General features: G+C 70.6%; 16 protein-coding genes and 2 pseudogenes. 5 read left to right on the top strand and 13 right to left on the bottom strand.

What is annotated here, in order from left to right; genetic code table 11:
- Positions 1 to 140: 140 nt before the first annotated feature.
- Positions 141 to 785: a TetR/AcrR family transcriptional regulator gene (locus FHU36_RS20795; RefSeq protein WP_221496482.1), complete on the bottom strand. Its 645-nt coding sequence runs from the start codon at positions 783 to 785 to the stop codon at positions 141 to 143.
- A 51-nt stretch (positions 786 to 836) separates the two neighbouring features.
- Between FHU36_RS20795 and FHU36_RS20790 the strand changes: the two genes are divergently transcribed.
- Positions 837 to 2123 (top strand): alpha/beta hydrolase, encoded by a 1287-nt coding sequence (locus FHU36_RS20790; RefSeq protein ID WP_221496481.1) that lies wholly within the window; start codon positions 837 to 839, stop codon positions 2121 to 2123.
- 227 nt (positions 2124 to 2350) lie between these two features.
- Here FHU36_RS20790 and FHU36_RS46870 read toward each other — a convergent pair whose 3' ends face one another.
- Genes FHU36_RS46870 through FHU36_RS20780 form a run of 3 tightly spaced genes read right to left on the bottom strand, consistent with a single transcriptional unit; the run spans position 2351 to position 4237 of the window.
- Complete coding sequence (locus tag FHU36_RS46870) at positions 2351 to 2650, bottom strand: GNAT family N-acetyltransferase (protein WP_185085603.1); 300 nt, start codon at positions 2648 to 2650, stop codon at positions 2351 to 2353.
- A 10-nt stretch (positions 2651 to 2660) separates the two neighbouring features.
- A complete protein-coding gene (locus tag FHU36_RS45765) occupies positions 2661 to 2786 on the bottom strand; it encodes a hypothetical protein (RefSeq protein ID WP_281394317.1) in 126 nt (41 codons plus the stop codon).
- The gene (locus tag FHU36_RS20780) at positions 2783 to 4237 is read right to left on the bottom strand and encodes an MFS transporter (protein WP_221496480.1); all 1455 of its coding nucleotides are present in this window, start codon (positions 4235 to 4237) and stop codon (positions 2783 to 2785) included. Before FHU36_RS20780 ends, FHU36_RS45765 begins: the two co-directional genes overlap by 4 nt.
- Before the next feature lie 202 nt (positions 4238 to 4439).
- Here FHU36_RS20780 and FHU36_RS20775 point away from each other — a divergent pair, with 202 nt between their 5' ends.
- On the top strand, positions 4440 to 5378 hold the full coding sequence (locus FHU36_RS20775) for a LysR family transcriptional regulator (RefSeq protein ID WP_185085602.1): 939 nt from the start codon (positions 4440 to 4442) through the stop codon (positions 5376 to 5378).
- A gap of 96 nt (positions 5379 to 5474) precedes the next feature.
- Here FHU36_RS20775 and FHU36_RS20770 read toward each other — a convergent pair whose 3' ends face one another.
- The 4 genes from FHU36_RS20770 to FHU36_RS20755 form a co-directional block, all read right to left on the bottom strand.
- Positions 5475 to 6038 (bottom strand): hypothetical protein, encoded by a 564-nt coding sequence (locus FHU36_RS20770; RefSeq protein WP_185085601.1) that lies wholly within the window; start codon positions 6036 to 6038, stop codon positions 5475 to 5477.
- A gap of 366 nt (positions 6039 to 6404) precedes the next feature.
- A complete protein-coding gene (locus FHU36_RS20765; RefSeq protein WP_312891720.1) occupies positions 6405 to 7277 on the bottom strand; it encodes an SAM-dependent methyltransferase in 873 nt (290 codons plus the stop codon).
- Positions 7278 to 7311: 34 nt separating this feature from the next.
- A complete protein-coding gene (locus FHU36_RS20760; RefSeq protein ID WP_185085600.1) occupies positions 7312 to 8937 on the bottom strand; it encodes an FAD-dependent monooxygenase in 1626 nt (541 codons plus the stop codon).
- 83 nt (positions 8938 to 9020) lie between these two features.
- Positions 9021 to 9629: a TetR/AcrR family transcriptional regulator gene (locus FHU36_RS20755; protein WP_185085599.1), complete on the bottom strand. Its 609-nt coding sequence runs from the start codon at positions 9627 to 9629 to the stop codon at positions 9021 to 9023.
- A 94-nt stretch (positions 9630 to 9723) separates the two neighbouring features.
- On the opposite strand from FHU36_RS20755, the gene FHU36_RS20750 reads away from it, so the two are divergent.
- On the top strand, positions 9724 to 10092 hold the full coding sequence (locus tag FHU36_RS20750) for a DoxX family protein (protein WP_185085598.1): 369 nt from the start codon (positions 9724 to 9726) through the stop codon (positions 10090 to 10092).
- A gap of 223 nt (positions 10093 to 10315) precedes the next feature.
- On the opposite strand, the gene FHU36_RS20745 is transcribed toward FHU36_RS20750, so the two are convergent.
- On the bottom strand, positions 10316 to 11425 hold the full coding sequence (locus tag FHU36_RS20745) for an IS630 family transposase (protein WP_185085597.1): 1110 nt from the start codon (positions 11423 to 11425) through the stop codon (positions 10316 to 10318).
- Positions 11426 to 11602: 177 nt separating this feature from the next.
- Here FHU36_RS20745 and FHU36_RS43630 point away from each other — a divergent pair, with 177 nt between their 5' ends.
- Complete coding sequence (locus FHU36_RS43630; RefSeq protein ID WP_221496479.1) at positions 11603 to 12250, top strand: recombinase family protein; 648 nt, start codon at positions 11603 to 11605, stop codon at positions 12248 to 12250.
- Between the two features lie 1625 nt (positions 12251 to 13875).
- Here the strand turns inward: FHU36_RS43630 and FHU36_RS46865 are convergent.
- A pseudogene (locus tag FHU36_RS46865) lies at positions 13876 to 14383 on the bottom strand (BTAD domain-containing putative transcriptional regulator).
- Between the two features lie 492 nt (positions 14384 to 14875).
- Here FHU36_RS46865 and FHU36_RS46860 point away from each other — a divergent pair.
- A pseudogene (locus FHU36_RS46860) lies at positions 14876 to 15415 on the top strand (DUF998 domain-containing protein); the annotation flags it as partial.
- 51 nt (positions 15416 to 15466) lie between these two features.
- Here the strand turns inward: FHU36_RS46860 and FHU36_RS43625 are convergent.
- The 3 genes from FHU36_RS43625 to FHU36_RS20720 form a co-directional block, all read right to left on the bottom strand.
- Entirely contained in the window at positions 15467 to 18610 is a 3144-nt protein-coding gene (locus FHU36_RS43625; RefSeq protein WP_221496478.1) for an NACHT domain-containing protein, read from the bottom strand.
- Between the two features lie 417 nt (positions 18611 to 19027).
- Positions 19028 to 21802, bottom strand: a complete 2775-nt coding sequence (locus FHU36_RS20725) for an ATP-binding protein (RefSeq protein ID WP_185085595.1) — start codon at positions 21800 to 21802, stop codon at positions 19028 to 19030.
- Positions 21803 to 21867: 65 nt separating this feature from the next.
- Positions 21868 to 23178 (bottom strand): FAD-binding oxidoreductase, encoded by a 1311-nt coding sequence (locus FHU36_RS20720; RefSeq protein WP_185085594.1) that lies wholly within the window; start codon positions 23176 to 23178, stop codon positions 21868 to 21870.
- Between the last annotated feature and the right edge of the window lie 179 nt (positions 23179 to 23357).

The raw sequence follows: 23357 nt of genomic DNA, 5'->3' as shown, positions 1-23357 counted from the left end.
TGATCTCAACTCCATACAGGCCCTAGTGGCACGGAAGGTCACATATCAGGCATCTGCGATGCCTCTGACCTGACGATTGCGCCTTTGGCGCTTACTTGGTCTGCCCCCTCCGCATCTGGCATCCCCCGTTCGTCGGGCTCTCAGAGCTCAGGCGGCAGGACATCGAGGCTCAAGGCGCCGAAGTAGCCTTGGGCAGCGAATTGGACGATCGTCTCGGCCATCTGCCGTGCGGGTAGAGGTCGGTCGTGTTCCAGCCACCAGGTGATGGCTCCGAGGATCAAGTTGGCCGCGAGCACGAGCACAAGGTCCTCAGCCGTCCCGCCCTGTCCCGTGCCAGGAGTATCGCGGTCCCGGACGGCGCGCAGCCGATCGCGAGCCAATTCCACGCAGCGTTCCCGCAGCCGGGCGATGAACCACGGGTCCCCGCGTCGCCCGAGCAGCGCCGCGTACAGCCGATGATGTCGACCGACATGCTCGAACAGCTGCTCCCAGCCGGCGAGCCGTTCAGGCACGGGCACGTGGCCACCTGGGCCGAGTCCGGACGGCAGCTCGGCGATGACCTCCTCGACTATCTCCTCGACCAGCGCGTACTTGTCCTGGTAGTAGCGGTAGAACGTGGCCCGGTTGATCATTGCACTCCCGGCGATGTCCCCGACCGTGGTCTCGGCGAATCCCTTCTCCTCCACGAGCTCGATCAGCGCCTGGCGGATGAGCTTTCGGGTGCGCGCCGCCTGAAGCCCGCCCGGGCGATGCGACATTTGCCGCCTCGTGTTGCCTTCCGCCACATCCATACCTTCCTGCCGGTGGTGGGTCCGCGATCAGCAGCCGAAGCTGAGGTGCGCAAGCGCCCGATCGACGAAGGGGAACTCATGGCCACCAGCGCCGTAATGACGATCAACCGGCTCGGATTCGCCGACAGCGAGATGCAGGATTTCGCCTACCTGCGTACCCTGGCCTACGCCGACCAGGATGCCGCATCGGCAGGCGAGGTCGTGTACGTCGCGCGGAAGATCGCCCGCGAGGGAGGCGACCGCGAGGCCTTCATCCAAGCCTGGACCGAGCAGGGCCGCACCGCGGCCCAGATGGCCGACGACGCCCTCACCGCCGGCCGTGAACTGACCGCACGCATGTTCCTGCACCGTGCCTACAACTACCTGCGGACCGCCGAGTTCTACTTCGATCGCACACAGGCCGAGGAGTTCGCCGCCCTCTACGACGAGAGCGTCTCCCACTTCGACCGCGCGTTGCCCTTGCTCAACACAGCGGCCGAACGCGTCACCATCCCCTACCTGGACGGCATCGACCTGCCCGGCTACTTCTTCGCCGCCGACGACTCCGGCAGGCCGCGCCCGACCGTCGTCATCTCCGGTGGCGGCGACGGCCACGGCGAAGAGCTGTACTTCCTGGCCGGTGTACCCCATGCGCTGGCCCGCGGACTCAACGTGCTGTTGTTTCACGGGCCAGGCCAGCGCGGCCTGCTGCATCACCACCCCGGCCAGGTCTTCCGCGCCGACGCCGAGGTCCCTTTCGGCTCCGTGCTGGACTACGTGACCGCCCGGCCCGACGTCCGGGCCGATCGCGTCGCGCTGTACGGGCTGAGCTTCGGCGGCTACCTCACGCCGCGCGCCGCCGCCCATGACCGGCGCGTCGCCGCCCTGGTCGCCAACGCCCCGATCACCGACTTTCACGCCCTGATCGTCGACGCGCTCGTCTCGGCGCTACCCACCCCACCACCCGCCGACGCCCCCGCCGAGTTCTGGAACGGCCTCTACGAGCAGATCGGCGCCGCCGACTGGGCCCTCCAGGCCACCATGGACAACTACATGCTCTGGACCACCGGCGCCGAGACCTTCGCCGACTACCTCCAGAACATGTCCCGGTCCTTCACCCTCGACGGGCTCCTGCCCCAGATCTCCTGCCCCACCCTCACCCTGTCCTCCGACGGCGAGAACGAAGTCGCGCACCGCCAAGCCCGCCATTTCCACGAGCAGCTCGATGTCCCCCACAAGACCTTCTACCGCCTGACCACCGAACTCGGAGCCGACAGTCACTGCGGGATCAGCAACATCGCGCTGACGTCCACACTGGTCTACGACTGGCTCGCCGACGTGCTGAGCAGCTGACGCCGCCGGACTTTCCTGCGGTCCGTCCTGGTCTGCCATCCGCCGGTGCCCTCCACGTACCAGCCGACGAGCACCACGGTGACTGCATTGCGGACCACCGGCCTACAAGGAGGATGATCCCACCGCGGTGCCGGTGACTGCCCATGCTCATCTGCGACAGAGGTGAACGAGCCCGCCGTCGCGGCAGCCGGAAGCGCCGGAAGAGTAGGAGAAGCCGATGGAGCGCATCACGCGCGATGAACTGGCCGCGCTGCTGAAGACCCCCCGAAGATTCGAACTCCATACAGGCCCTCGGCCTGCAGGGGGCGGACCAGATGGATCACGTTCTCGCCGCCCAACTGCTGCCGCCGGCCACTCGGTCGGAATCCGGCACCCTCGTAAAGGCGGCGGGCACGCTGGTTGCCCTGCCCCGGCCATAGCTGGAGGAGCTGGTGGCCACGGTCGGCGGCCAGGCCGGACACCGCGTCGAGCAGCTGGCGCCCGATCCCTTGGGCCCAAAGATCGGGGTCGACGAAGACCATTGACACGTGGCACAGGTCAGGCCACGCTTCCCCGTTGCCGTCGCCCGCATGTACCCCGCATGTACAGGGTGAGCGCGTCGCCGGCGCCGTGCGAGCCGGCCCGGTTGATCGTGTAGACCAGCGAGCCGAGGGCGAGGGTCACGGTGGCCGCACCTGACCGTTCCGCGTCGAAGCGCGAGAGGGGGCGTGGCCGGGAACCGCGCCCGCGCCGGGGTTGCCGGGCGGGCGCCGGGAACGCATCCGCAGCCCCAGGACGACGGCCAGGCCGAGGGCCACCAGGGCGGCCGAGACGGCGAAGGCCCCGTTGGCTCCGCGAGCCACGTCCCCCGGCGCCGCCGCGGCGACGTCACCCGTCCCGGCAGCGAGAGCGAAGATCGCCCCCATGACCGATGCGCCGGTGATGAGGCCGAGGTTCCGGGAGAGGTTCAGCATGCCGGAGACCAGGCCACGCTGGTACGGCGCGACGTCCCTCATGACGGCGGTGTTGTTGGCCGCCTGGAACAGCGCGTAGCTTGCGGTGGTGGCGACCAGGGGCAGGACGTACCCGAGGACACCGGCTGACGCGGGGACCAGGGAGAGCGCGACGGTGCCGCCGATGATGCCGCTGAGCCCGACGATCACCATGGCCCCGGTGCCGAAGCGATCGGTGGCGCGGCCCGCCGGGACGCCGGTGAGGGCGGACACCACGGGGCCGGCCGACATCACCAGGCCGACGAGGGCCGGGTCGAGGCCGAGGCCCCGGGCCAGGTGGAAGGGGCCCACGACGAGAGTGGTCATCATGACGGTCGAGACCAGTGCGCTCGTCGTCAGGCCGGAGGCGAGGACGGGGTCGCGGAGCATCGAGAGGGTGAGCAGCGGGGACGAGACCCTCTTCTCGGTGATGACGAACGCGGCGAGACCCGCGCCCGACGCGATGAGCAATCCGATGGGGAGCGGTCCGAACGAGCCGGCCGCGGTCGTCATGGCCAGCGCGTAGGCGCCCAGGGTGATCGCCAGCAACACCGTACCCGCGATGTCGAGGCGCCGGCGTGCGGAGGTCGCGGCCGGTGGCGAGCCGGGCAGCACCCGCGTCGTGAGCGTGAGCGTGAGAAGGCCGAGCGGCACACCAGCGAGGAAGATCGCCCGCCAGCCGAAGACCGCGATGAGGACCCCGCCGAGGGAGGGGCCCAGCGCGGTGCCGATGGCCGACATCGTCCCGAGCAGCCCCATGACGCTGCCGGTGCGGTCGCCGGGCACGGTCTCGCCCGCGAAGGCCATGGTCAGCGCCATCATGCACGCGGCGCCCGCTCCCTGGAGGGCCCGGGCGGCGACCAGGAGGGGCAGGTTCGGGGCGAGACCGCACAGCAGCGTCGCGATCGTGAACACGGTGATGCCGCCCAGCAGGAGACGGCGCCGGCCGACGATGTCGCCGAGCCGACCGGCGCCGACGATCAGCGTCGTGATGGCCAGGAGATAGGCGATCACCACCCACTGGATCTCGTCGAAGGGAGCGTCGAATGCCTCGGCCAGGCTCGGCAGGCCGACGTTGGCGATGCTGATGCTGAGCGAGGGCAGGAGCATGGACAGCGACAGCGCGATCAGTGCCCAGGCCAAGGGTGGGCGGCGCGCGGGCGATGCCGGCACAGGTTCGGGGCCCGCAGGTGTTGCCGGTGTCAAGACGATGGCCTCTTCCTGGAGTCGAGAGGGGGTCGCAACGGACAGTAGGCGCCCTCCCGACCTGGCGGAAGACGCAAAGATGGCAAGCTATCCATGCATGCGACGCCATGTCCGGGCTGATCTGTGAGATCGTGTGCGCATGGCACGGCCCGATCTGAACTTGCTGGTCACGCTGGACGTCCTGCTTGAGGAGGGCAGTGTGACGCGGGCGGGGGAACGTCTCGCGCTCAGCCCCTCGGCGATGAGTCGCGCGCTCGCGCGGCTGCGGCGGGCCACCGGTGACCCGCTGCTCGTGCGGGCCGGCCGCGGGCTGGTGCCCACGCCCCGCGCCCTTGAACTGCGTGACCGCGTACGGGGCCTGGTCCGTGAGGCCGAGGAGGTGCTGCGGCCGGCCGGGAAGCTGGACCTGGCGACGCTGGAGAGGACGTTCGCGCTGCGCAGCAGCGACGGGTTCGTGGAGAGGTTCGGACCGGAGCTGGTGGCCAAGGTGGGCGACGAGGCGCCCGGCGTGCGACTGCGGTTCGTGCAGAAGACCGACAAGAGCACGGGCCTCCTGCGGGACGGCGCCGTCGATCTGGAGACGGGTGTCGTCGAGCTCGCCCTGCCTCCGGACGTGTTGAGCCGGCCTCTGTTCACCGACCGGTTCGTCGGGGTGGTGCGGAACGAGCACCCGCTGAGCGGCGGGAAGGTGACGACGGCACGGTACGCCTCCTCGCGCCACGTGCACGTCTCGCGGCGCGGCCTGACCGAGGGCCTGGTGGACGAGGCGCTTCACCCGACAGGCAACCGGCGGGAGGTCGTGACGGTCGTGGACGGCTTCGGCGCCGCCCTGGCGCTGGCGAGGGCCTCGGACCTGGTCGCCACGGTCCCGGAGCGTCACACCACTGACCTCCGGCGCGGCATGCACTCCTTCGAGCTGCCCTTCCCCGCTCCAGAGGTGACCGTGTCGCTCCTGTGGCATGTCCGGCTCGACGCGGACCCCGCTCACCGGTGGCTGCGCGACCGCGTGCTCGGTGTGTGCCGGCAGACTCTCGGCCGCGCCGGGCACAGGCCGCCGAAGACCTGCCGCGGGAGCTGATCGCAGCCCCGACCCGGCCGCTCGCTCCCGGGTTCCCCGCGCGCCCACAGCGTCATGCCGTGGGCACGCGGGCCGGTGAGTCCGGTCGAGCCGCCCCTACGCGTCGCCCTCGCAGGAGTTCTCCGCCTCGGCGTTGCAGAAGTCGGTGCCCGCACCGCCGAAGACCTGGTCGAAACCACCCTCATCACCGATGAGGATGTCGCTGCCACCCTTGCCCTCGATCAGGTCGTTGTCCCCGTTGCCGTTGACGAAGTCCCGGGCCGAGCCGCCCGAGAAGATGTCGCCACCGGGGCCGAGGAACACACGCGACGGCAGCGCGGTGTTGTTGGTCACCGTGTCGGCGCCGCCCTGCGCGTTCACCAGGATGTTGGTGATGCCGGTGCTGGTGCACCGGACGGTCTGGGCATCGACGTTCGTGCAGGTGAAGCTGCCCGCTGTGATGGTGTCCTTGAAGTTGCGCACCACCAGGAACCCGTTCTCCAGGTTGATGGTGATGTGGTCTCCGACGTTGCCGGCGTTGACCGACAGCTTCCCGCTGATCGCCGTCACATTGGTGAACGCCTGCGCGGGTGTGGCGGTGACCGCCGTCACCGGGACGGCGAGCAGTGCCCCCGTCGCCAGAGCGCGGAGGCCGATCCTGCGCGAGATGTTGAGATTCACGATGTCTCCTCGTGTGTCGTGGGCCCCCTGGCCTCCCAGGAAGTACATCGCGACCCACCGTCGAGGAACACGTCCAAATGCACGCTGCGTCACGGGTCATGTACGTGGACATCGGCCCGCGAGGCTGTCTCCATGCGCTGCCCGCGCGCCGGCTCGCCCGCCGACGGCAGTCGGCCGATCTCGGCGGCGTCCGACGCCGACGGGGACGAAAATGCAGGCGACCACGGCGCGGAAGGTTTCAGATCGTGGCCGGACGATCGAAGGAGATCAGGATCATGCTTGAGATGCGCGATGAACCCGAAGGCGGCAGTTGGTGATGACGCAAGGGGCGAACCCGGTCTCGATGGTTGGCACGTCGAGGGCCTCTTAGCGAGGTTTCGGGAGGTGCGCCGTGGCCAGCCAGCCGTGGCCGGCGTCGGCGCGGGCGGGATCGAACGCGGGCGGAATCGGGCGTTCGCAGGCGGCCGCGGCCTCGGCGATGTCTGTCACCGTGGGCTGCCAGCCGCGGTGGGTAAGCCAGGCATTGAGGTTCTCGGTGGGGCCGCCGCGCCACAGGTCGACGAGCTCGGCGGAGATGTCCGCGCGGGCGCTGCGAAGCAGCTCGGAGTCCTTCATGTGATCCAGGGCGAGCATGCTTGCTGGGGCGGAGAGGGTGGTGATCCGGTCGAGGAGCAGGTCGGCGGCTTCGGGCGGGAGCGCGTACAGGATGCCCTCGGCCAGCCAGGCGGCCGGCCGCCCCGGGTTGAAGCCGGACTCCGCCAGCGCGCGCGGCCAGTCCTGGCGCAGGTCGGTGGCGACCTCGACGCGGTGGCACGCGGCGGTCGCGCCGCGGCCGTCAAGTACGGCTGCCTTGAATGCGAGCACGTCGGCGAAGTCCAGCTCGAAGACCTTGGTGCCGGCCGGCCAGGCGAGCCTGAACGCGCGGGCATCCATGCCGCACGCCAGCAGGACCACCTGCTCGCATCCTCGTTCGGCGGCATCCAGTAGCGCGCGATCGAGGAACCGGGTGCGGACGGCGACCTGCTCGGCCATGACCTGCAGGAAACGTGCGGTTGCCGGAGAAGGCCCTGCGGCCCAAGGGGTGAACGCCGGATCGACGGCCTGGAGGAAGTGTCGCGCGTAGGGGTCGTCGAACAGCCGGTCCGGTCGGCTGCTCTCCTGGGCGCGCAGGAGAGCCACGCCCAAGGCGGTCGTGCCGATTCCGGCCAGGCTCCTGGGGACGGTCGGTTCTTGTGTCACGGGGTTGTCCAGCTCCTCTTCTTGGCAGGCGGTGTCACGGGCGGGCGCCCAGGGCACGGAAGTAGTCGCTCACGGGTGCGAAGTCGACGCTGTCGCCGCGGAAGCCGACGTACTTGTCCGGGCGGATCAGGTACAGGCTGGGGCGGCGCACGCCGTAGCGGTTGTGCGCCTCACTGCGCAGGTCGGCGAAGACTCCGTCCATGGGGTCGTGCGGCAGGTGGCCGCGGGTGATGACATGGACCTCGCCGTGCCCGGCCATCGCCTCGTGCGCGGAGGGCTGCCAGGCAGCCAGGGTGGCGGAGTCCGTCGTGTCCGCCGCGAACAGGACGAGGTGGTGGCCCGGCGTCCGGAGGATGTGGCGGAGCGCCACCGGCCCCTCACGGTTCTCGACGTAGGCGTCCCGTACCAGCTCGCCGGCTTCCGGTCCGGTACAGGCGACGTCACTCCACGCCCTGGCCTGTGACTCGTGCCAGCGTTCGAAGACGAGGTCACTGTCGCGGTAGTGGACGAGGTGTTCGCCGAAGGCGTTCGACAGCCGCTGCTGCACGGGATTGAGCCGGCCGAACAGGCGCAGCGCGTGCCGCCTGGCTCTGCGGGCGACCAGGGCGGTGCCGGTGGCGACTTTCGTGGTGGTCGAGGTGGCGTCGACCACGGCCTTGACGATGGGCCAGCGTTCGGCCTGGTAGCTGTCCAGGAGGGAGTCCTCGGCGCGCCCGGTGACGACGAGCGCGAGTTTCCAGCCCAGGTTGTAGGCGTCTTGCATGCCGGTGTTCATGCCCTGGCCGCCCACCGGGCTGTGGCTGTGCGCGGCGTCGCCGGCTAGGAGGATCCGGCCGTGGCGAAGGCGGTCGGCCAGGCTCTCGCGGGCCACGAACGACGAACTCCACTGCAGGTCGCGTACGTGAGAATCCAGGGGTGTGCGTTCGGCGACGTAGGCGGCGAAGTCGTCCAGGCCTGGGGTGGCCGGCGGCCGGTCGTCCGGCGCGCTGGCCAGGATGCGCCAGTAGCCCCCGATCATGGGGAAGACGGCCACCAGGCCGGAGGCGTCGAAGTAGACATGGAAGCGGTCCCGGGTGAGCGGCCAGTCCACGGCGACGTCGCCCAGGATGAACCCCCGCTTCAGGTCGGCTCTCTCCCGGGTGATGCCCGCCGTCTCGCGCACGGTGCTGTGGGCGCCGTCGGCGCCGATCAGCCACCCGGTTTCGCACCGTTGGCTGCGGCCATCCCCGTGCTGGAGTTCCACGGTGACGCCGTGCTCGCCAGCCTGCTGCCCGACCAGGCGGGTGTCCCATTCGATGGTGACTCCGAGCTCCTCGGCGCGCTCGCGCAACAGCGTGACCGTCTGCCACTGCGGGATGCACAGGTCCAGCGGGAACGGGGAGTCCACGGCCGTCACGTCCATCTCGGCCAGTGTTGTGGTGCCTTGGTAGAAGTTCAGCGTGTGCAGCGGGACGCCTCGTTCGATGGCGGCTTGGGCCAGCCCGAGATCGTCCAGCATCTCCAGCGATCTCGCCACGATCGACACCGCTCGACTCTCCCGGTGGTCCGCGCGCCCGGCGTCGATGATCCGTGGGATCACACCCCGCCGTGCCAGGTCGATGGCCAGCACCAGGCCGGTCGGCCCCGCGCCGACGATGAGAACGTCCGCTTTCGTAGTCACAAACCCACCCTCATAGAACGAATGATCGTTCTTTTTAGAAGAGCACGGCTGAGCCCTGACCGTCAAGAGCGAATGTTCGTTCGCTATCGGGCGGCTTGAGCCGGCGCCGACATCAGGGCTCGCATGCCGTTCCTGAAGGCCGCCGAATCCGCGTGGCCGTACACTGCGCGGCGCACCAGGAACCCGTCGACCAGAGCCATCAGGACATCGGCCACGTCCTCGGCAGAGACGTCGGCGGGAAGCAACCCGCGCTGCTGATGCCGCGCCACGAGGCCGCCGACCACGCCGCGGGCCTCCGCCATGACCTCCTTCAGTTTCGTGCGCAGCGACGGCGATCGCAGCGCCTCCGACCAGACCTGCACCAGCAGTTGGGCCGACTCCTGCGATCCGGACAGCGGAGGGCGCTCGACCCCCAGCACGAGATCGACGATGTTGTCCAGATCCGGCGGCCGCGCGCCGTCGTCCGCCTCGAACGCCGACGCGACCTCGGCCAGAGCCTCGGCGGCGGTCGCCGCGATGATGTCGTCCTTGCTCTTGAAGTAGCGGTAGACGGCCCCGGCCGACAGCTCGGCCTCGGTCAGCACGTCCTGCATGGACGTGGCATGGAAGCCGTTGCGGATGAAGCAGTGCCGGGCGGCGTCCAGGATCTGGCGGCGGCGGGCTTCGAGGTGCTCCTTGGGCATGCGTGCCATGGGATCACAACGTAGAACGAACATTCGTACTTGACAAGTTTACTGCCTCCCTCTTAAAAAAGGAATGTTCGTTCTTTCTGCGAAAGGTCGTACCATGGCGTTTGTCGCCAACACACTGAGCACTCTGGTCGCTCTCATCTTCCTGCTCGCCGGCGCCCAGAAGGTCCTGCTGCGGGATCCCGTGACGGCCAACCTGCTCAGGCTCGGCGTCGGCCCGACGATGACCCGCTCGATCGGCGCCCTGGAGGTCGCCGGCGCGCTCGGGCTCGCAGCCGGCATCTGGTTCAAACCGCTCGCCATCACGGCCGCGACCGGTCTCACACTGCTGCTGCTCGGCGCGGTGGGATTCCACCTCCGTGCCCGCGACTTCACGCACCGGCGCCACCGCTCCCACGCTGTAGCGCCCGTGGTGCTGGCCGTGGTCACCGGAACAACCATGGCCTTGTTGCTCGCGACTTCCTGAGCCAAGAGCGCGGTGACAGCACCGGTTCATCGCTTGGGGTCGCATGGAACCACCCGCCGCCGAATCCGCCGACGGCCAACCCGGTCCCTACTGCGACGCCATCGTCTACAAGCCGGCGCGCATCAGCTGGGCGGGCCAGGCGGTGAAGCCGCAGCATGAAGGGCGAGCGCAGGGCCTGTCCGGCAGCGTTTCCCGTGATCAAAGAAGATCCCCGGGCGTTCATCTAGTGTCCTGAGTCGGAAATACGTCGACAGTACGAGGCGAGAGCGTCAAGGATCTCTTCAGCGGTCTTCGTCCAGACGAAGGGCTTGGGATGCTCGTTCCAGGAGGCGATCCAGGCGCGGATGTCCTTTTCCAGCGCGTGCACCGTCTTGTGGACTCCGCGTCGTATCTGCTTGGTCGTCAACTCGGCGAACCAGCGTTCCACCAGGTTCAGCCAGGACGAGCCGGTCGGGGTGAAGTGAAGATGGAAACGCGGGTGCGCCAGCAGCCACTTCTTGATGGCGGCCGTCTTGTGGGTGGCGTAGTTGTCGCAGATCAGGTGGACATCGAGCCCGGCCGGGACCTCCTTGTCCACCTTGATCAGAAACTTCTTGAACTCCACCGCGCGGTGCCTGCGGTGTAAGGATCCGATCACCTTGCCCGAGGCCACATCCAACGCCGCGAACAGCGTGGTGGTCCCGGCCCGGACATAGTCGTGGCTGGCCCGCTCGGGTACGCCCGGCATCATGGGCAGCACGGGCTGGGCGCGATCCAAAGCCTGGATCTGGGACTTCTCGTCCACGCACAGCACCAGCGCCCGCTCCGGCGGATCCAGGTACAGGCCGACCACGTCATGAACCTTGTCGACGAAGAACGGGTCGGTGGACAGCTTGAACGTCTCCGAGCGATGCGGTTGCAGGCCGAAGGCCCGCCAGACCCGGGACACCGTCGACTGCGACAGGCCGACCTGCTGGGCCATCGACCGCGTCGACCAGTGCGTGGCGTTCTTGGGCTTGCTCTCCAGGGTCCGTGCGATCAGCTCCGCCACCTGCTCATCGCCCACCGTACGCGGCCGACCCGGACGCGGCTCGTCCGACAAGCCGCCAAGCCGGTCGGCCAGGAAGCGCCGACGCCACTTCGAGACCGTCTCCCGCGACACCCCGACCTGGTCCGCGACCACCTTGGTGGAGACCGGGAAACCGTCCTCGCCGACAGTCTCACACGCCAGGATTAGCCTGGCCCGCAGCGCCAGGTCCTGGGCACCCTTGCGCCGCCGCACCCACCGCTCAAGCTCGGCCCGCTCCCCAGCGGTCAGATCAAGAGGCTCAAGCTTCGGTCCCGGACGCGTCACAGAAGAACACTAGACGAATTTCCGACTCAGGACACTAGCGACCCGTCTGATGAACACCGGCCGGAGCACGTCCGGACGAGGCCCCACGCCTCGTCAAAAGCGTTCATCTTGCCGTTCATTTTGGCTAGTGGTCAGCTACCTCTCGCGGCCCGTTTGATGAACGGATGGCGCTCCTCGATGGCGCTCATCGGCCTGGTCCGTGTCAGCACCGACAAGCAGAACACCCAACGGCAGCACGACGCCCTCGACCCCATCTGCTGGAAGGTCTTCGAGGAGAAGATCAGCGGCAAGCTCGCCACCGACGACCGGCCCGCGCTGCTGAACGCGCTGTCCAACATCCGCGACGGCGACCTGCTGACCTTCCAGGAGGTCGACCGGCTCGGCCGCAACCTTCTGGAAGGACTGATCGTCCTCAACGACCTGTCCCAGCGAGGCGTCGGCGTCAAGGTCCTGGAGGGCATCGCGGCCGGTGAGCACACCGAACGCTCCCTCATCCTCGATCTCGCGCTCGCCCTGGCCGAAGACCGTCACCCCGACAAGCCCGGGTCGCACGAGCGGGCCGCTCAACGGCCGTCGTGGTCTCCGATGTGCTGGGGCCGCGGGGAAGCGCCGAGGTCGGCCAGCCGTACGGCCAGCGCTTTCCTGGTCGCGGCCGCCATGGGGTCATCCAGGGAGGCGGTGAGCGTCATGGCCCGGCCAAGCGCGCGGACGGCCGCGATGTCCTGCCCCGCGGCACGGCGGGAATCGCACAGGAGGCGGAGGGCGTGGATCTCCTCCATGGGCGCGCGCATCTTCTCCAGCAGGTCAAGCGCCTGCTCGGCGTAGCTCGCGGCGACTCGGTGGTCGGCTGCGGCGAGGGCGAGCCCGGCCAGGGCGAGCAGGATGCGTCCCTGCGCGCGTCGATGCCCGCAGCCTTCCGCCGAGTGCCCTGCCCTTGCGGTAGAGGATCTACGCGCGCAGGCGCCTGGCGCCGTGTCCGACGCTCAGCGCGAGCGACTCCTCCAGCAGCGTGGCGGCGGCGTCGACCTGGCCGCATTCCAGCTTCAGGTGGGCCAACCCCATGAGCACGTACGCGACGTCCACGGGGGTGCCGGTGCGTCGGAGGAGCTCCAGTGCCCGCTCGCCGCACGCGGCCGCATCCGCGTGGCGGCCCTCGAGCCTGTCCAGCAGCGCCAGATCGCGCACGGCCAGGGCCAGGCCGTACTCATGGCCGATCTCCTCGAACAGCGCGCACGCCGCATCCAGCTCGCGGCGCACCTCGCCGTTGGAGTCGGTGCCGAGCAGGAGCTCGGCCGTCGAGACGTGGATGGCCGCGACGCCTCGCTTGTCTCCGGCCCGTCGCGCGACCGCCGGCGCCGTCTCGTGGGTCTCCCTCCAGTCGTCTCTGTAGGCGCGCAGCTTGTAGAAGCTGGCAGCCTTGCGCGCCAGGTCCCAGCAGAGGCTGGTGAGGCCGGCCTCGCCGGTCTGCCGTACGGCGGAGCGGACGGCGGCGCGCTCGCTGTCGAACCAGGCCAGAGGGTCGGCCAGCAGTTGCTCGGTCAGTGGGCCGGGCAGCGGCCTGCTGGGCGTGTCCCCGCGCAGGTGCGGCTGGCCGCCGCCGAACTCCCGGTAGGCGGCCTGTTCCACCAGGTACAGCAGCGAGGCGACCATGCGGGACAGCGCCGTGACCTGGTCCTGGGGGGCGGGCAGCTCGCGGGCGAAGAGCCTGACGAGGTCGTGCAGGCGGTAGCGGGCGAAGAGCCTGACGAGGTCGTGCAGGCGGTAGCGGGCGAAGAGCCTGACGAGGTCGTGCAGGCGGTAGCGGGCGAAGGGCCCGAGGCCCGTCACTTCGACCAGCTGGGCGTCGGCGAGCTCGTCGAACAGGTCCTGGGCCACGGGCTCGCGCACATCGAGCAGCGCAGCGCCGACCCACGTGGGGCAGTCGGGGGAGTCGAGAACCGCCAGCGCGCGGAGCAGCCGCTTGGCGTCCTCACCGAGACCCGCGGGGCTGAGGGAGAGCGGGGCACGCACACCCGCGTCGCCGTGCTGGAGCCAGCCCGGCTCGCCGGGAAGCAGCGGCCGTACCTGGCTCTCGGCGTGGACCTCGTCGAGCACCACCAGCATCCTGCGGCCCGCCAGCAGGGTGCGATAGACCTCGGCGCGCTCGCCCAGGCCGTCGGGGATGGCGGGACCCGGCAGGCCGAGGGCGCGCAGGAAGCGTTCGAGCACCTGGGCGGGGGAGGGGCGGCGGTCGGCGCCGGCGTGCAGGTCGGCGAAGAGCCGCCCGTCGGGGAAGGAGCCGCCGATGCCGTGGGCGACATGGACGGCCAGAGCCGTCTTGCCGATCCCCGCTCTGCCGACGACGGCGACCACGGGCACGGCCGAGCCTGCCCTGCCGTCGCCTGCCAGAGCACGGCCGATCCGTGTCACCTCGTCGAGGCGACCGGTGAAGTCGGAGGTGTCGCCGGGCATCATGTCCGGCACCGGCCTGGCCCGCGGCAGCAGGCCGATTCGCGAGCGCTTGGGGCCCTGCGTGGCCGCGGCCGCCTCGGCATGCGTCGGACCCTGCCCGCGGCGGCTGCTTCCGAGCAGCAGAGATGTGTGCACGGCTGCCAGTTCGGGAGAGGGATCGGCGCCGAGCTCGTCGCCAGCGTCCTGCGTGCCTCCTCGAACGCGGCCAATGCCTCCGCCTGGCGGCCCGCTGCCGACAGCGCGCGCATGAGGTGGACGCGCAGCCACTCGCGCAGCGGATGAAGGGTCCTCGACCGCGCCGAGGCGCGTCTCCTCCAGCCGCGCCGACTGTGCGTAAGCGAACGGCGCGCCGCCCACGTCCGCCAGCGCGGGGCCCCGCCACAACACCAACGCCTCGTCCAGAGTGGCCGCCGCCCGCATGTGCTGTCCTTCACGCAGCAGACGGTGCCCCAGCCTGGCGAGGCACTGGAAGCGGTGGGCGTCGACCTGCTCGGGCGCGGCGGCCATGCGGTACCCGCCCGGGTGAGAGATCACCAGACCGGGGCCGAGCAGGGAACGCAGCCTGGCCACGCGCGACTGCAGGGCGTTGGCGGCTCCGACGGGCACTTCCGTGCCGTACAGGCCGTCGATGAGATGTCCGGCGGGCACCACGGTGCCGGCGTCGAGGAGGAGCAGGGCGGCCAGCGCCCGCACGCCTGGCCCGCCGACGGCCACGACGCGCTCGCCGTCGGCCCAGGCCTGCACGGGACCGAGAATGCCGAACCTCACCTCGAGATTGTGGCCCACGGTGCTGAGCTGTCAGCTTCCCGTGCTGGGACCGTCAGGCGCCCGCGCGAAGCTGCGGGTGATCGACACCTCACAAGGAGGCTTGATGCGTGAGATCGTGACAGGTCGGCGCCTGCCGACAGGCTGTGCCACGGGATCGCCTGGTGCCTGGCCCTTACCCTGTTCCGACGGCGGGCCGGGACGGGTCGCCGGCCACGGGCAGGGGGCGACGTCGTGACGGCCACGAGCGCGAAGGCGCCCGCTGCGGCCGGGGCCACGGCCCTGCTGGCGTGCGGGGTCCTCGCCGGACCGTTGTTCGTCGTCTCGGTGGTGGTGCAGTTCGCGACCCGAGACGGCATCGATCCTCGGCGGCACCCGCTGAGCCTGCTCAGTCTGGGGGATCTGGGCTGGATCCAGATCGCCACGTTCGTGTTCACCGGACTGCTGGTGCTGGCGTCCGCGGCAGGGCTGCGCCGAGTGCTGACGTCGGGTCATGGGCGCGCGTGGGGTCCCATCCTGCTGGGCCTGTACGGGGCGGCACTGGTGTGGGGCGGCGTCTTCGTCGCCGACCCGACCGATGGCTTCCCTCCTGGGACGCCGGAGGGCCAGGCGACCGATCTGACCTGGCACGGGATGCTGCACGCGTTCGCTACGGCGGTGGCGACACCGACCGTGATCGCGGCGTGCCTGGTGTTCGCGCGCCGCTTCGCCGCGTCGGGCAGGCGGGGGTGGGCGCTGGCCGGCGTGGCGATCGTGGTGGCCGACGTGGGGCTGACGGTGACCGCGTTCACGGCGGGCGGCTTCCGGCTCATGTTCGCGGGGGGCTCAGCGGGGGAGGCGGGAAGCGGGCCAGGCGTCGCCGCGGTCGGGCGACTTCGGGCGGGCGCGGTGCGCCATGCGGTTCCAGAAGACGCGCAGCTCCCGGTGGTGGAGCTCCTGCCAGGGTGCGGGCCTTCCGGCCAGGGTGGCCTGCTGGGTGCAGAAGCTCTCGTTGAACTCGGCGTGCCGCAGGATGTCGCCCTGCGGCGGGTACGGACAGAGCCGGAACGGGCAGCCGTCGAGGCAGTTGGAGCCGGGATGGGCGGTCTCGGCAGCACCGATGGTGCGGTCCAGGTCGAGCGGCTCGCGGTCCGTGGTGATGCACGGCGGCAGGTCGGAACGGTCGGAGCGGGCCAGGCGCTCCTCGATCTGCGACTGCTGGTTGCCGCGCTCAGCCAGGTTGAGCAGGAGCAGGACGTCCGCTACCAGTCGCTGGGCGCGCGGGTGCAGGGTGCTCCACCCGACCGACTCCATGATCCACCGGTCCTGCCCGTACTGGCTGGCGCGTGACCTGCTGTATGAGCCGACCTGCGCGGCGACGCCGCTCTCGTCGATCCAGCAGTACTCGGCGGGCCGGCGGGTGGACAGCGCGAGCACGCACAGGTCCGCGGCCTCCTTGACGAAGGGATGGACGCCACTCGGCCCCTGGCGTGGCTGGTCCGCGCGGTGGCTGGCGGCGATTTCGACCCAGTACCGCACGAGTTCCTGCGGATCCGAGCCGCGTCCTCGGTATTCGAGTGGTTCCTCGGGATCGTTCGGGAGCGAGCACAGCGTGAGCGCCTGGATGAGCGTCAGGTGGGTGAACCAGTAGCGTGAGTGCTTCAGCGTCCACTCCGTCTTCTCAATCAGCCGGTCGCGCCCGTAACGCGCGGCCGAGTAGGGGTCCCGTTGGTTGGCCGCGTACTTGAAGCCCTGGGCCAGGGCGATTTCCAGGGAGATCAGCGGCCGGCCGTCGTCGAGGTTCTCGATCACCTGGATCCACCGGTCGAGGTTGGCTTCGGCCCGGTTGATCGTTTCGTCCCCATGACCATCCTCGTCGCCGTCGTAGGTGCTGTCGTCCGACGGTCGCGACGAGCGGTACAGCATGGGGGCGAGCCAGGCGCACATCGCTCGTTCCCGCCTGCTCTGCTCGTCGGGTTCGGCCAGGGCGCCGATCCCGTCGAGCACGTGGGCGAACTCCTTGTCCAGCACGGCGAAGGCTTCCCCGCCGCCCGTACCGATGAGCTGGGCCGCCGTCTGCGTGATCGCGTGGTCGCGTTCCCGCCGCATGCTGTCGTACAGCCACCAGAACACCTCTTGAGGTGCGGAGGCCCCCTTCGCGCCCGGACGGCGGCTGACCGCGATGCGCGTCGCGGTCCGCGCGGCCCTGACGAAGCGGGACTTCGCCTCGGTCACGGCCCGGTCGAACTGGCCGGCGTCCTTCTTCAGCGGGCGCCAGTGCCCGGCGAACCGCCGCATGAGCGCCGCCGGGTCGGGTGATCGCGTGCCGCTGTCGATCTCCAGCGCGGCGCTGAAGATGTCGAGGATGTTCGCCAGGCTCCGGGCGTTGTCCAGGTCCGCCTTCCGCATGAGCAGTTCCACCGTCTCTCGGGCGAATCTCTCGTGCGCCGTGCCGGCGCCCGTGGCGGCGCGCACGGCGCGCGAGTGGAAGACGAGGGCCATCAGGAACTCCCTGCCCGGGTCGTAGTACGCCTCCTGCCGGTACTCCTCGTCCTTGAGCGCGGCGTCGAGGAAACGTGATCCGAGGTAGGCCTGGATGAGGCTGTGCCTGAAACGCACCCGGTCCTCGTGGGCCTCCACGACTCCGAGCTCCGCTCCCAGGGTGGCGGCCATGCCCAGGTTCTCGTGCAGCTCGGAGTGCCCGGCCTGGTCGAGCCGCAGGCACAGTTCCTGCCACAGCGTCTGGTGCGGGGGCACGCCCGGCTGCGGCGTCTTCGAGCCCGCCGAGTCGAACGGGTACGGCGAGGTCGCGCCGGCGAGGTCGCCGAACCTGACCTCCAGCCGGTTCTGCTTCAGCCCGATGCAGGCCAGCGCGGACAGGACGTCGATCGTCGCCGCGCGGCACCGCTCGTCCAGCGCGTAGTCCTCGTGGTCGTATCCCAGGACCAGGGCTTCGCGCCAGCCCTCCATCAGGCGGCGGCGCAGTTCGGCGCGGTCCACGCCCGCGGAGTCCATCCCTCTCCAGCCGCGCCTGATGAGCAGTTCCTCGGGGAACGCCTGCCAGAGGCGGTTCACCCTGGTGAGCCGCTCGATGACCTGCAGGTACAGGGGTGCTTCCACCACGTCGGCGAACTGCACGAGCTGGTACAGCCGTTGCACGTCCTGGGCCGGAAGCCGGCCGTCGCCGCGACCGGGCTCGGGGGAGCACAGGTACTCCAGAGCCGGGCCCTCGCCCAGCGGCTCCAGTTCGACGATGGTCGCCTCCATGCCGCGTAGCGGGTCGTGCGGGCGGGAGGTGATCAGCAGGGGGAGGTCCTCGTCGATGACGCGGCGGATCGCCCGCCGTAGCATGGAGTCGCGGTCGAGCAGGGTCTCCTGCTCCCGCGTGCGGCCGCTGGTCAGCGCCTCCTCCAGCCCGTCGCCCAGCACGACGATCCGGTTCTCGGCGCGCAGCTGCCGCCACACCCGGTCCGCCTCACCGGCGGACTTGATGTCGTTGTCCACCAGTTCCTCGAAGCGTCTGCGTGCCATCGTCTGGATGCTGACGCCGGGGGCGGCGTCGCGCAGGCGCAGGACGACGGGGATCATGCCGCGCTCGGCCAGGATTTCCACGATCTTGACGAGTACGGCCGTCTTGCCGGAGCCGATGGGGCCGATCAGGATCTGGGGGCGCCGGATCCTGCGGGTACGCAGGTTGGCGATCAGCACGTCGCACAGTTGGTCGCGGCCCACCACGTCGCCGAGGATGCTGCCGACCGTCGGGACCAGCAGTCGAGGGTCCGCGCGGGCGCGCTGCCGGTAGACGCGGGTGACCCGTTCGTACGACACCGTGAGGAAGACCGCGTAGAGCAGGGCAGCGTAGAGGATGGTGGTGGCCAGGCCGATCACGGCGGTGCAGTAGATGCTGTAGCCGTCTCCGCAGACCCTGCTCGTGTGAGCGGCCAGCTGGGCGCCGACGTCCGAGAAGCGGGTGAACTTGCTCAGTACCATGAACAGGGAGAATGTGATCCACAGCGTGAGGATCGCTCCGGCGACGCGAACGGCTGTCCGTTTCGACCACAAAGGGCCGTGCGGCCGGTTCCTGCCGAGGGCCGGAAGGCGGATGTGCGACTCCCGGTGCGTGGCGAGGTTGTGACGCCACCGCCGGCCGGCCCACCGTCTGCCACGGTGGTACGTCATCGCGAGATAGCGGCTCGGTCGAGATGTCATGGGCGAACTCCCTTCGCCCGGTGCTCCGCCCCGAGCCCTGCACAGGCTGTCCGGGCCCTCTCTCCGCCTCACCACTTCCCGTGGTCACTGCGGGATAGCGGTGCTGCCGTGATGCATACCGGTTTTTCGGTGCTCCTTTACCTCCGTCTCGGCTCCATCTGCTTTCGGCTGCCTCGGCTTCGGCCGGATGGCCGTGTCTCAGACGTGTGGCGGCGCGTGGTGGCGTGTGGTGGCCACGTCGCGGACGTCGGATCGGGACAAGGAGCGTCCGCGCTCGAACCAGTGGTCGAAGGCATCGGCGGGCAGGGCGGCCCGGACCTGGGCGGCCTGGCGGCGGGCGTCCACGGGGTCCATCTCCTCGGGAGAGAAACCGATCCGGGAGCCGTGTTCGGTGGCGGCGCCCAGGAGCAGGGCTCCTGTGGTGGGATCGCCGGTCAGGGCGAACGCGGCGGCCAGGAAGTGGACGCATACGAGCCAAGAGGTCACGTCGCCCTCGTCGTCCAGGCTGGTCAGCATGGCGACGCCCTGTTTCAGGGTGCGGTGGTGAGCGCCCAGCTCCAGGTCGATCTTCATGATCATCCAGTCCACCGAGGTGCGGACGAACCCGTGACCGCACTCGTGGGCGACCGCGGCGGCTTCGGTGAGCCGCTGCCGTGCCGTGCCGGCCCGGCCCTCCGCGCGCAGCAGCATGCCCAGGACCATGAGCGCCTCGGCCTCCAGCCACCGCGCGCCCGCGCTCCTGGCCCGGGTGAGTGCCGTGCGGGAACGCTCCAAGGTGTCCGGGGCACCGCCGAGCGCGTCGAACAGGGCGCCGTGGATGAGCGCCTGGACCTCCACGTGCGTGTCGCCGGAGGTCGCGCCCGCTTCGGCTGCCCGGCACGCGGCCTCGGTGGCGGCGCCGAAGTCTCCTGCGAGGTAGCACAGTCCGGATCTGGCCAGGTGGACCGGTCCGAGGAGTTCGGCTCCGGCGTCGTGGCCGAGCTCCAGAGCGGCGGCGATCCAGCTCAGCCCTTCGGCGACGACGCCGTGCCGGTACCAGACCCAGTGGAGCAGGCCGATGAGGCGGAGCATGTAGTCACCGTCGCCCTGCTGGGCCGCGGAGGAGAGGGCCAGCCGGTGCTCGGGCTGCTGGGCGTGCAGCCGTGCGAGGTAGCTGCCGGCCCGGTGTCCGCGCAGGTGCGGGGCGGCCGCCTCGGCCTCGGAGAGCACCCAGGCGCGGTGCGCCGCGCCGGCTCGGGCGTCGGCATGGCCGCGCGCGAACAGCTTGATGGTCTCCAGCAGCCGGTAGCGGCGCGGGTCGGTGCCCGCCTCCGCGCTCACCAGCGATTTGCGCACCAGAGCGTTGAGCTCGGCGTAGACCGGCCTGTCGCACACGGCGGCGGCGGCCTGCAGGTCGAAGGAAGAGGCGAACACGCCGAGCCGGTGGAACACCTCTCGCTCGGCCGGGGTGAGCATGGTGTGGCTCCAGGAGACGGTCCGCCAGAGTGTCTGGTGGCGACCCGGGTCGGCGCTGTTGTGAAGGACGGTGAACCGGTCGTCGAGCCCGCTGACGATCTGTTCGAGGGAGAGCACGCGGCACTGGGCGGCGGCGAGCTCGATCGCGAGCGGCAGGCCGTCGAGGTCGTGGCACAGGCGCCGGATCAGCCGGTCCTGCGAAGCGTCCGGAGTCCAGTCCGGGACGTTGGTCGCGGCGCGGGCCAGGAACAGCTCGTGTCCTTGCTCGGCGGGCAGCGGCCGGACCTCGTACACGACCTCGCCGGGCAGGCCCAGCGGCTCGCGGCTGGTGGCGAGGACGCGCACGCCCGGCGTCCTGGCGAGCAGGGTTCGCGCGGCCTCCCTGACGGCCTCCAGCAGGTGCTCTCCGTTGTCCAGAACCAGCAGAACGTCACGGTCGCCGAGGACGTCGGCGACCCGGTCGCAGGTGGCGGCACCCAGGACGCCGAGCACGCCCGCCAGCGCGGCGGGCAGCAACGTGGGGTCTTCGAGCTCGGCCAGCTCGATCAGCCAGGGACCGTCGGCGTGGTTTCGCCGACGGGCGCTCTCCAGCGCCAGACGGGTCTTGCCGACGCCGCCCGGGCCGGTGAGCGTGACGAGGCGGTGCTCGGCCAGCAGCGCGTCGATCCGTGCGGGCTCGCCGGGCCGGCCGACGAAGCGTGACAGGGGGTTGGGCAGGTTGCCGCTGCGCGGCCGGGTGTCCGGGCGGGGTGCGATCTGCTCGTGCTGGGCGAGGATCGCGGTTTCCAACCGGCGCAGCGACGGGCCTGGGTCCAGGCCGAGCTCGCGGCCGAGGGTTTCGCGCACCTGGCGGAGCGCCGCCAACGCGTCGGCCTGTCTACCGCTGCGGTAGAGGGCGAGGGCGAGCAGTTCCCAGGCCCGCTCGCTGAAGGGGTGGGTGCGGGTGTGCTTGTCCAGATCTCCCACCAGGGCGGCGTGGTCGCCGAGCGCGAGCCTGGCCTCGTACAGGTTCTCGGTGGCGGCCTGCCGCAGCGCCTCCATGCGGGCCCGCTCGGCCGACGGGAAGCCCGCGTCCGGGAAGTCCGCGTACGCCTCCCCTCGCCAGAGGGCGAGGGCCTCGGTCAGCAGGCGAGCCGCCACTTCGTGCCTGCGCTCGCGCAGAGCCTGTTCGGCCTGCCTTGCCAGGTCCGTGAAGGTCTCGGCGTCCACCCGCACCCGGTCGGCGCGCAGCCGGTAGCCGTTGCCCTCGGTGATCAGGACCTGGGCCGGCGCTCCGGCGGGCCGTCGGGGTTCCAGGGCCCGGCGGAGCGTCGAGACGTACGCGTGCAATGTCCCAAGTGAGACGTTGGTGTCGTGTTCCCATACGTCGTGCAGGATGCGGTCCGCGGAGACGGCGCTGCCGCGGGCGGCTACCAGCACGGCGAGCACGGCCCGCTGACGGGGGCCGCCCAGCGGCACGGGCCGACCGGCCACCGTCGCGGCCATCGGCCCGAGCACGGCGATGCTGACCTCGGCCATCCCACCCCTGTCCTTGCGGCGCGGTGCGCGCCGCAAGGATGGTAGCCGACGGGCTCGGGAGTTCGTCAGCGCAGGAGCCTGGCGGGGTCCCAGGTCTTCTTGATCTCGGCGAGCCGCGCCGCGGTCTCGGGGGTGGTGGCCACCGGGGCCTCGCCGCGCATGGTGGGCAGTCCGGCCCCGCGCGTCCAGAGTGCCATGGTCGTGAACAGGCGGGACCCGGAAGGGGCGCCCGGCGCGTCGACCACGAACAGGGTGTATGCGGCGTCCCGCACGCTGAGCGCGTTGTCGTGGCGGGGAGTACGGGCGAGCGCGCCGCCCAGCCTGCGCAGTTCCACGAGGATCGGAGCGTCGGCCACCTGGGCGCCGGCGGCTGTCAGCAGGGCGTCGATGGCCTCGTCCGGCAGGGCGGGCAGCAGGTCGCCGCGGTCCCAGGCGGGCATGGGCCCGGCGGGGTCGTTGTGGATCGCGCCGAACTCGGTCAGCGGCAGCTCGCCCACGGTGTCGAGGATGGGGTCGGCGGCTGCGCGCAGGGGCGCCAGCAGCCTGGCTCCCTCGGCCGGGTCGCCCGGGTAGGCGTACCGGAGGGCCACGACGAACCGTCCCCTGAGCGGCTCGGGCAGGTGCGGCAGGTCGGGGAGCCGTTGCAGCGCGAGCGAGCCGCACGCCTCGTCGGGCAGCCGGTCGTCGTTCCAGTCCCGGAAGGCCCGGAGCACATCGGCGGCCTGCTGCCCGGGGAAGAAGACGGTCCCGCCGTACAAGGTGGAGACGGGGAAGAGACCGATCTCCACAGCGGTGACGACGCCGAACCCGCCTCCGCCGCCGCGCAGCGCCCAGAACAGCTCCTTGTGGGTGTCGGCGTCCACCCGCCGGTGGACCCCGTCGGCGGTCACCAGCTCCAGGGCGTGCACATGGTCGGCGGCGAACCCGAAGGCGCGGCCCAGCGGACTGAGCCCGCCGCCGAGCAGGTAGCCCGTGACTCCGACGGACGGCGCCGCCCCGGCCGGCGGCATCAGCGCGAACGGGGCGCATGCCTGCACCACCTCGGCCCACCGGTTGCCCGCGCCGACGCGGACGGTACGCGCCTGAGGATCGACGGAGATCTCCTTGAGGCGGGAGGTGTTGATCACCAGGGCTCCGTCCATGCCGCCGGGGACCGCGCCGTGCCCGGTGGAGGTGACGGCGACGGTGAAGCCCTTCTCGGCGGCGAACCGCACCGCTGCGGCCACATCATGCCGGTCCAGCGCGCCGACGACGAGCGCGGGCCGCGCGTTCACGGTCGTGTTGAACGTGAACGTCTCGGCGTCGAATCCGGGGTCTCCGGGGGCGAGCACCGGGCCCGCGATCAGATCTTGCAGCTGCTCGACTGTCTGACTCATGTGACCATGTGTGACAGAGGGCGCTTGGAATCGGCTTCGAAACAGCTTGGAGAGGCGGCGGGCGCCTGGGCGCAGAGCTCGGTCGGGCAGGTGTGAGGGGACAGGGGTTCCGCAACCCGCGCTTACCCGTACCGGATTCACCACCGACGCCACCGAGACCATACCCGCGGCGCTCGGGA

Origin of the sequence: Nonomuraea muscovyensis, assembly GCF_014207745.1 — a bacterium.
GTDB lineage: Bacteria > Actinomycetota > Actinomycetes > Streptosporangiales > Streptosporangiaceae > Nonomuraea > Nonomuraea muscovyensis.
This window is presented reverse-complemented; position numbering and strand designations above follow the sequence as displayed.

Excerpts from the sequence above, each read along its gene's own strand:
- FHU36_RS20775 (WP_185085602.1), top strand. The coding sequence starts at position 4,440 with ATGGCACGGCCCGATCTGAACTTGCTGGTCACGCTGGACGTCCTGCTT.
- FHU36_RS20755 (WP_185085599.1), bottom strand. The coding sequence starts at position 9,629 with ATGGCACGCATGCCCAAGGAGCACCTCGAAGCCCGCCGCCGCCAGATC.
- FHU36_RS20750 (WP_185085598.1), top strand. The coding sequence starts at position 9,724 with ATGGCGTTTGTCGCCAACACACTGAGCACTCTGGTCGCTCTCATCTTC.
- FHU36_RS43630 (WP_221496479.1), top strand. The coding sequence starts at position 11,603 with ATGGCGCTCATCGGCCTGGTCCGTGTCAGCACCGACAAGCAGAACACC.
- FHU36_RS43625 (WP_221496478.1), bottom strand. The coding sequence starts at position 18,610 with ATGGTACTGAGCAAGTTCACCCGCTTCTCGGACGTCGGCGCCCAGCTG.
- FHU36_RS20725 (WP_185085595.1), bottom strand. The coding sequence starts at position 21,802 with ATGGCCGAGGTCAGCATCGCCGTGCTCGGGCCGATGGCCGCGACGGTG.
- FHU36_RS20720 (WP_185085594.1), bottom strand. The coding sequence starts at position 23,178 with ATGAGTCAGACAGTCGAGCAGCTGCAAGATCTGATCGCGGGCCCGGTG.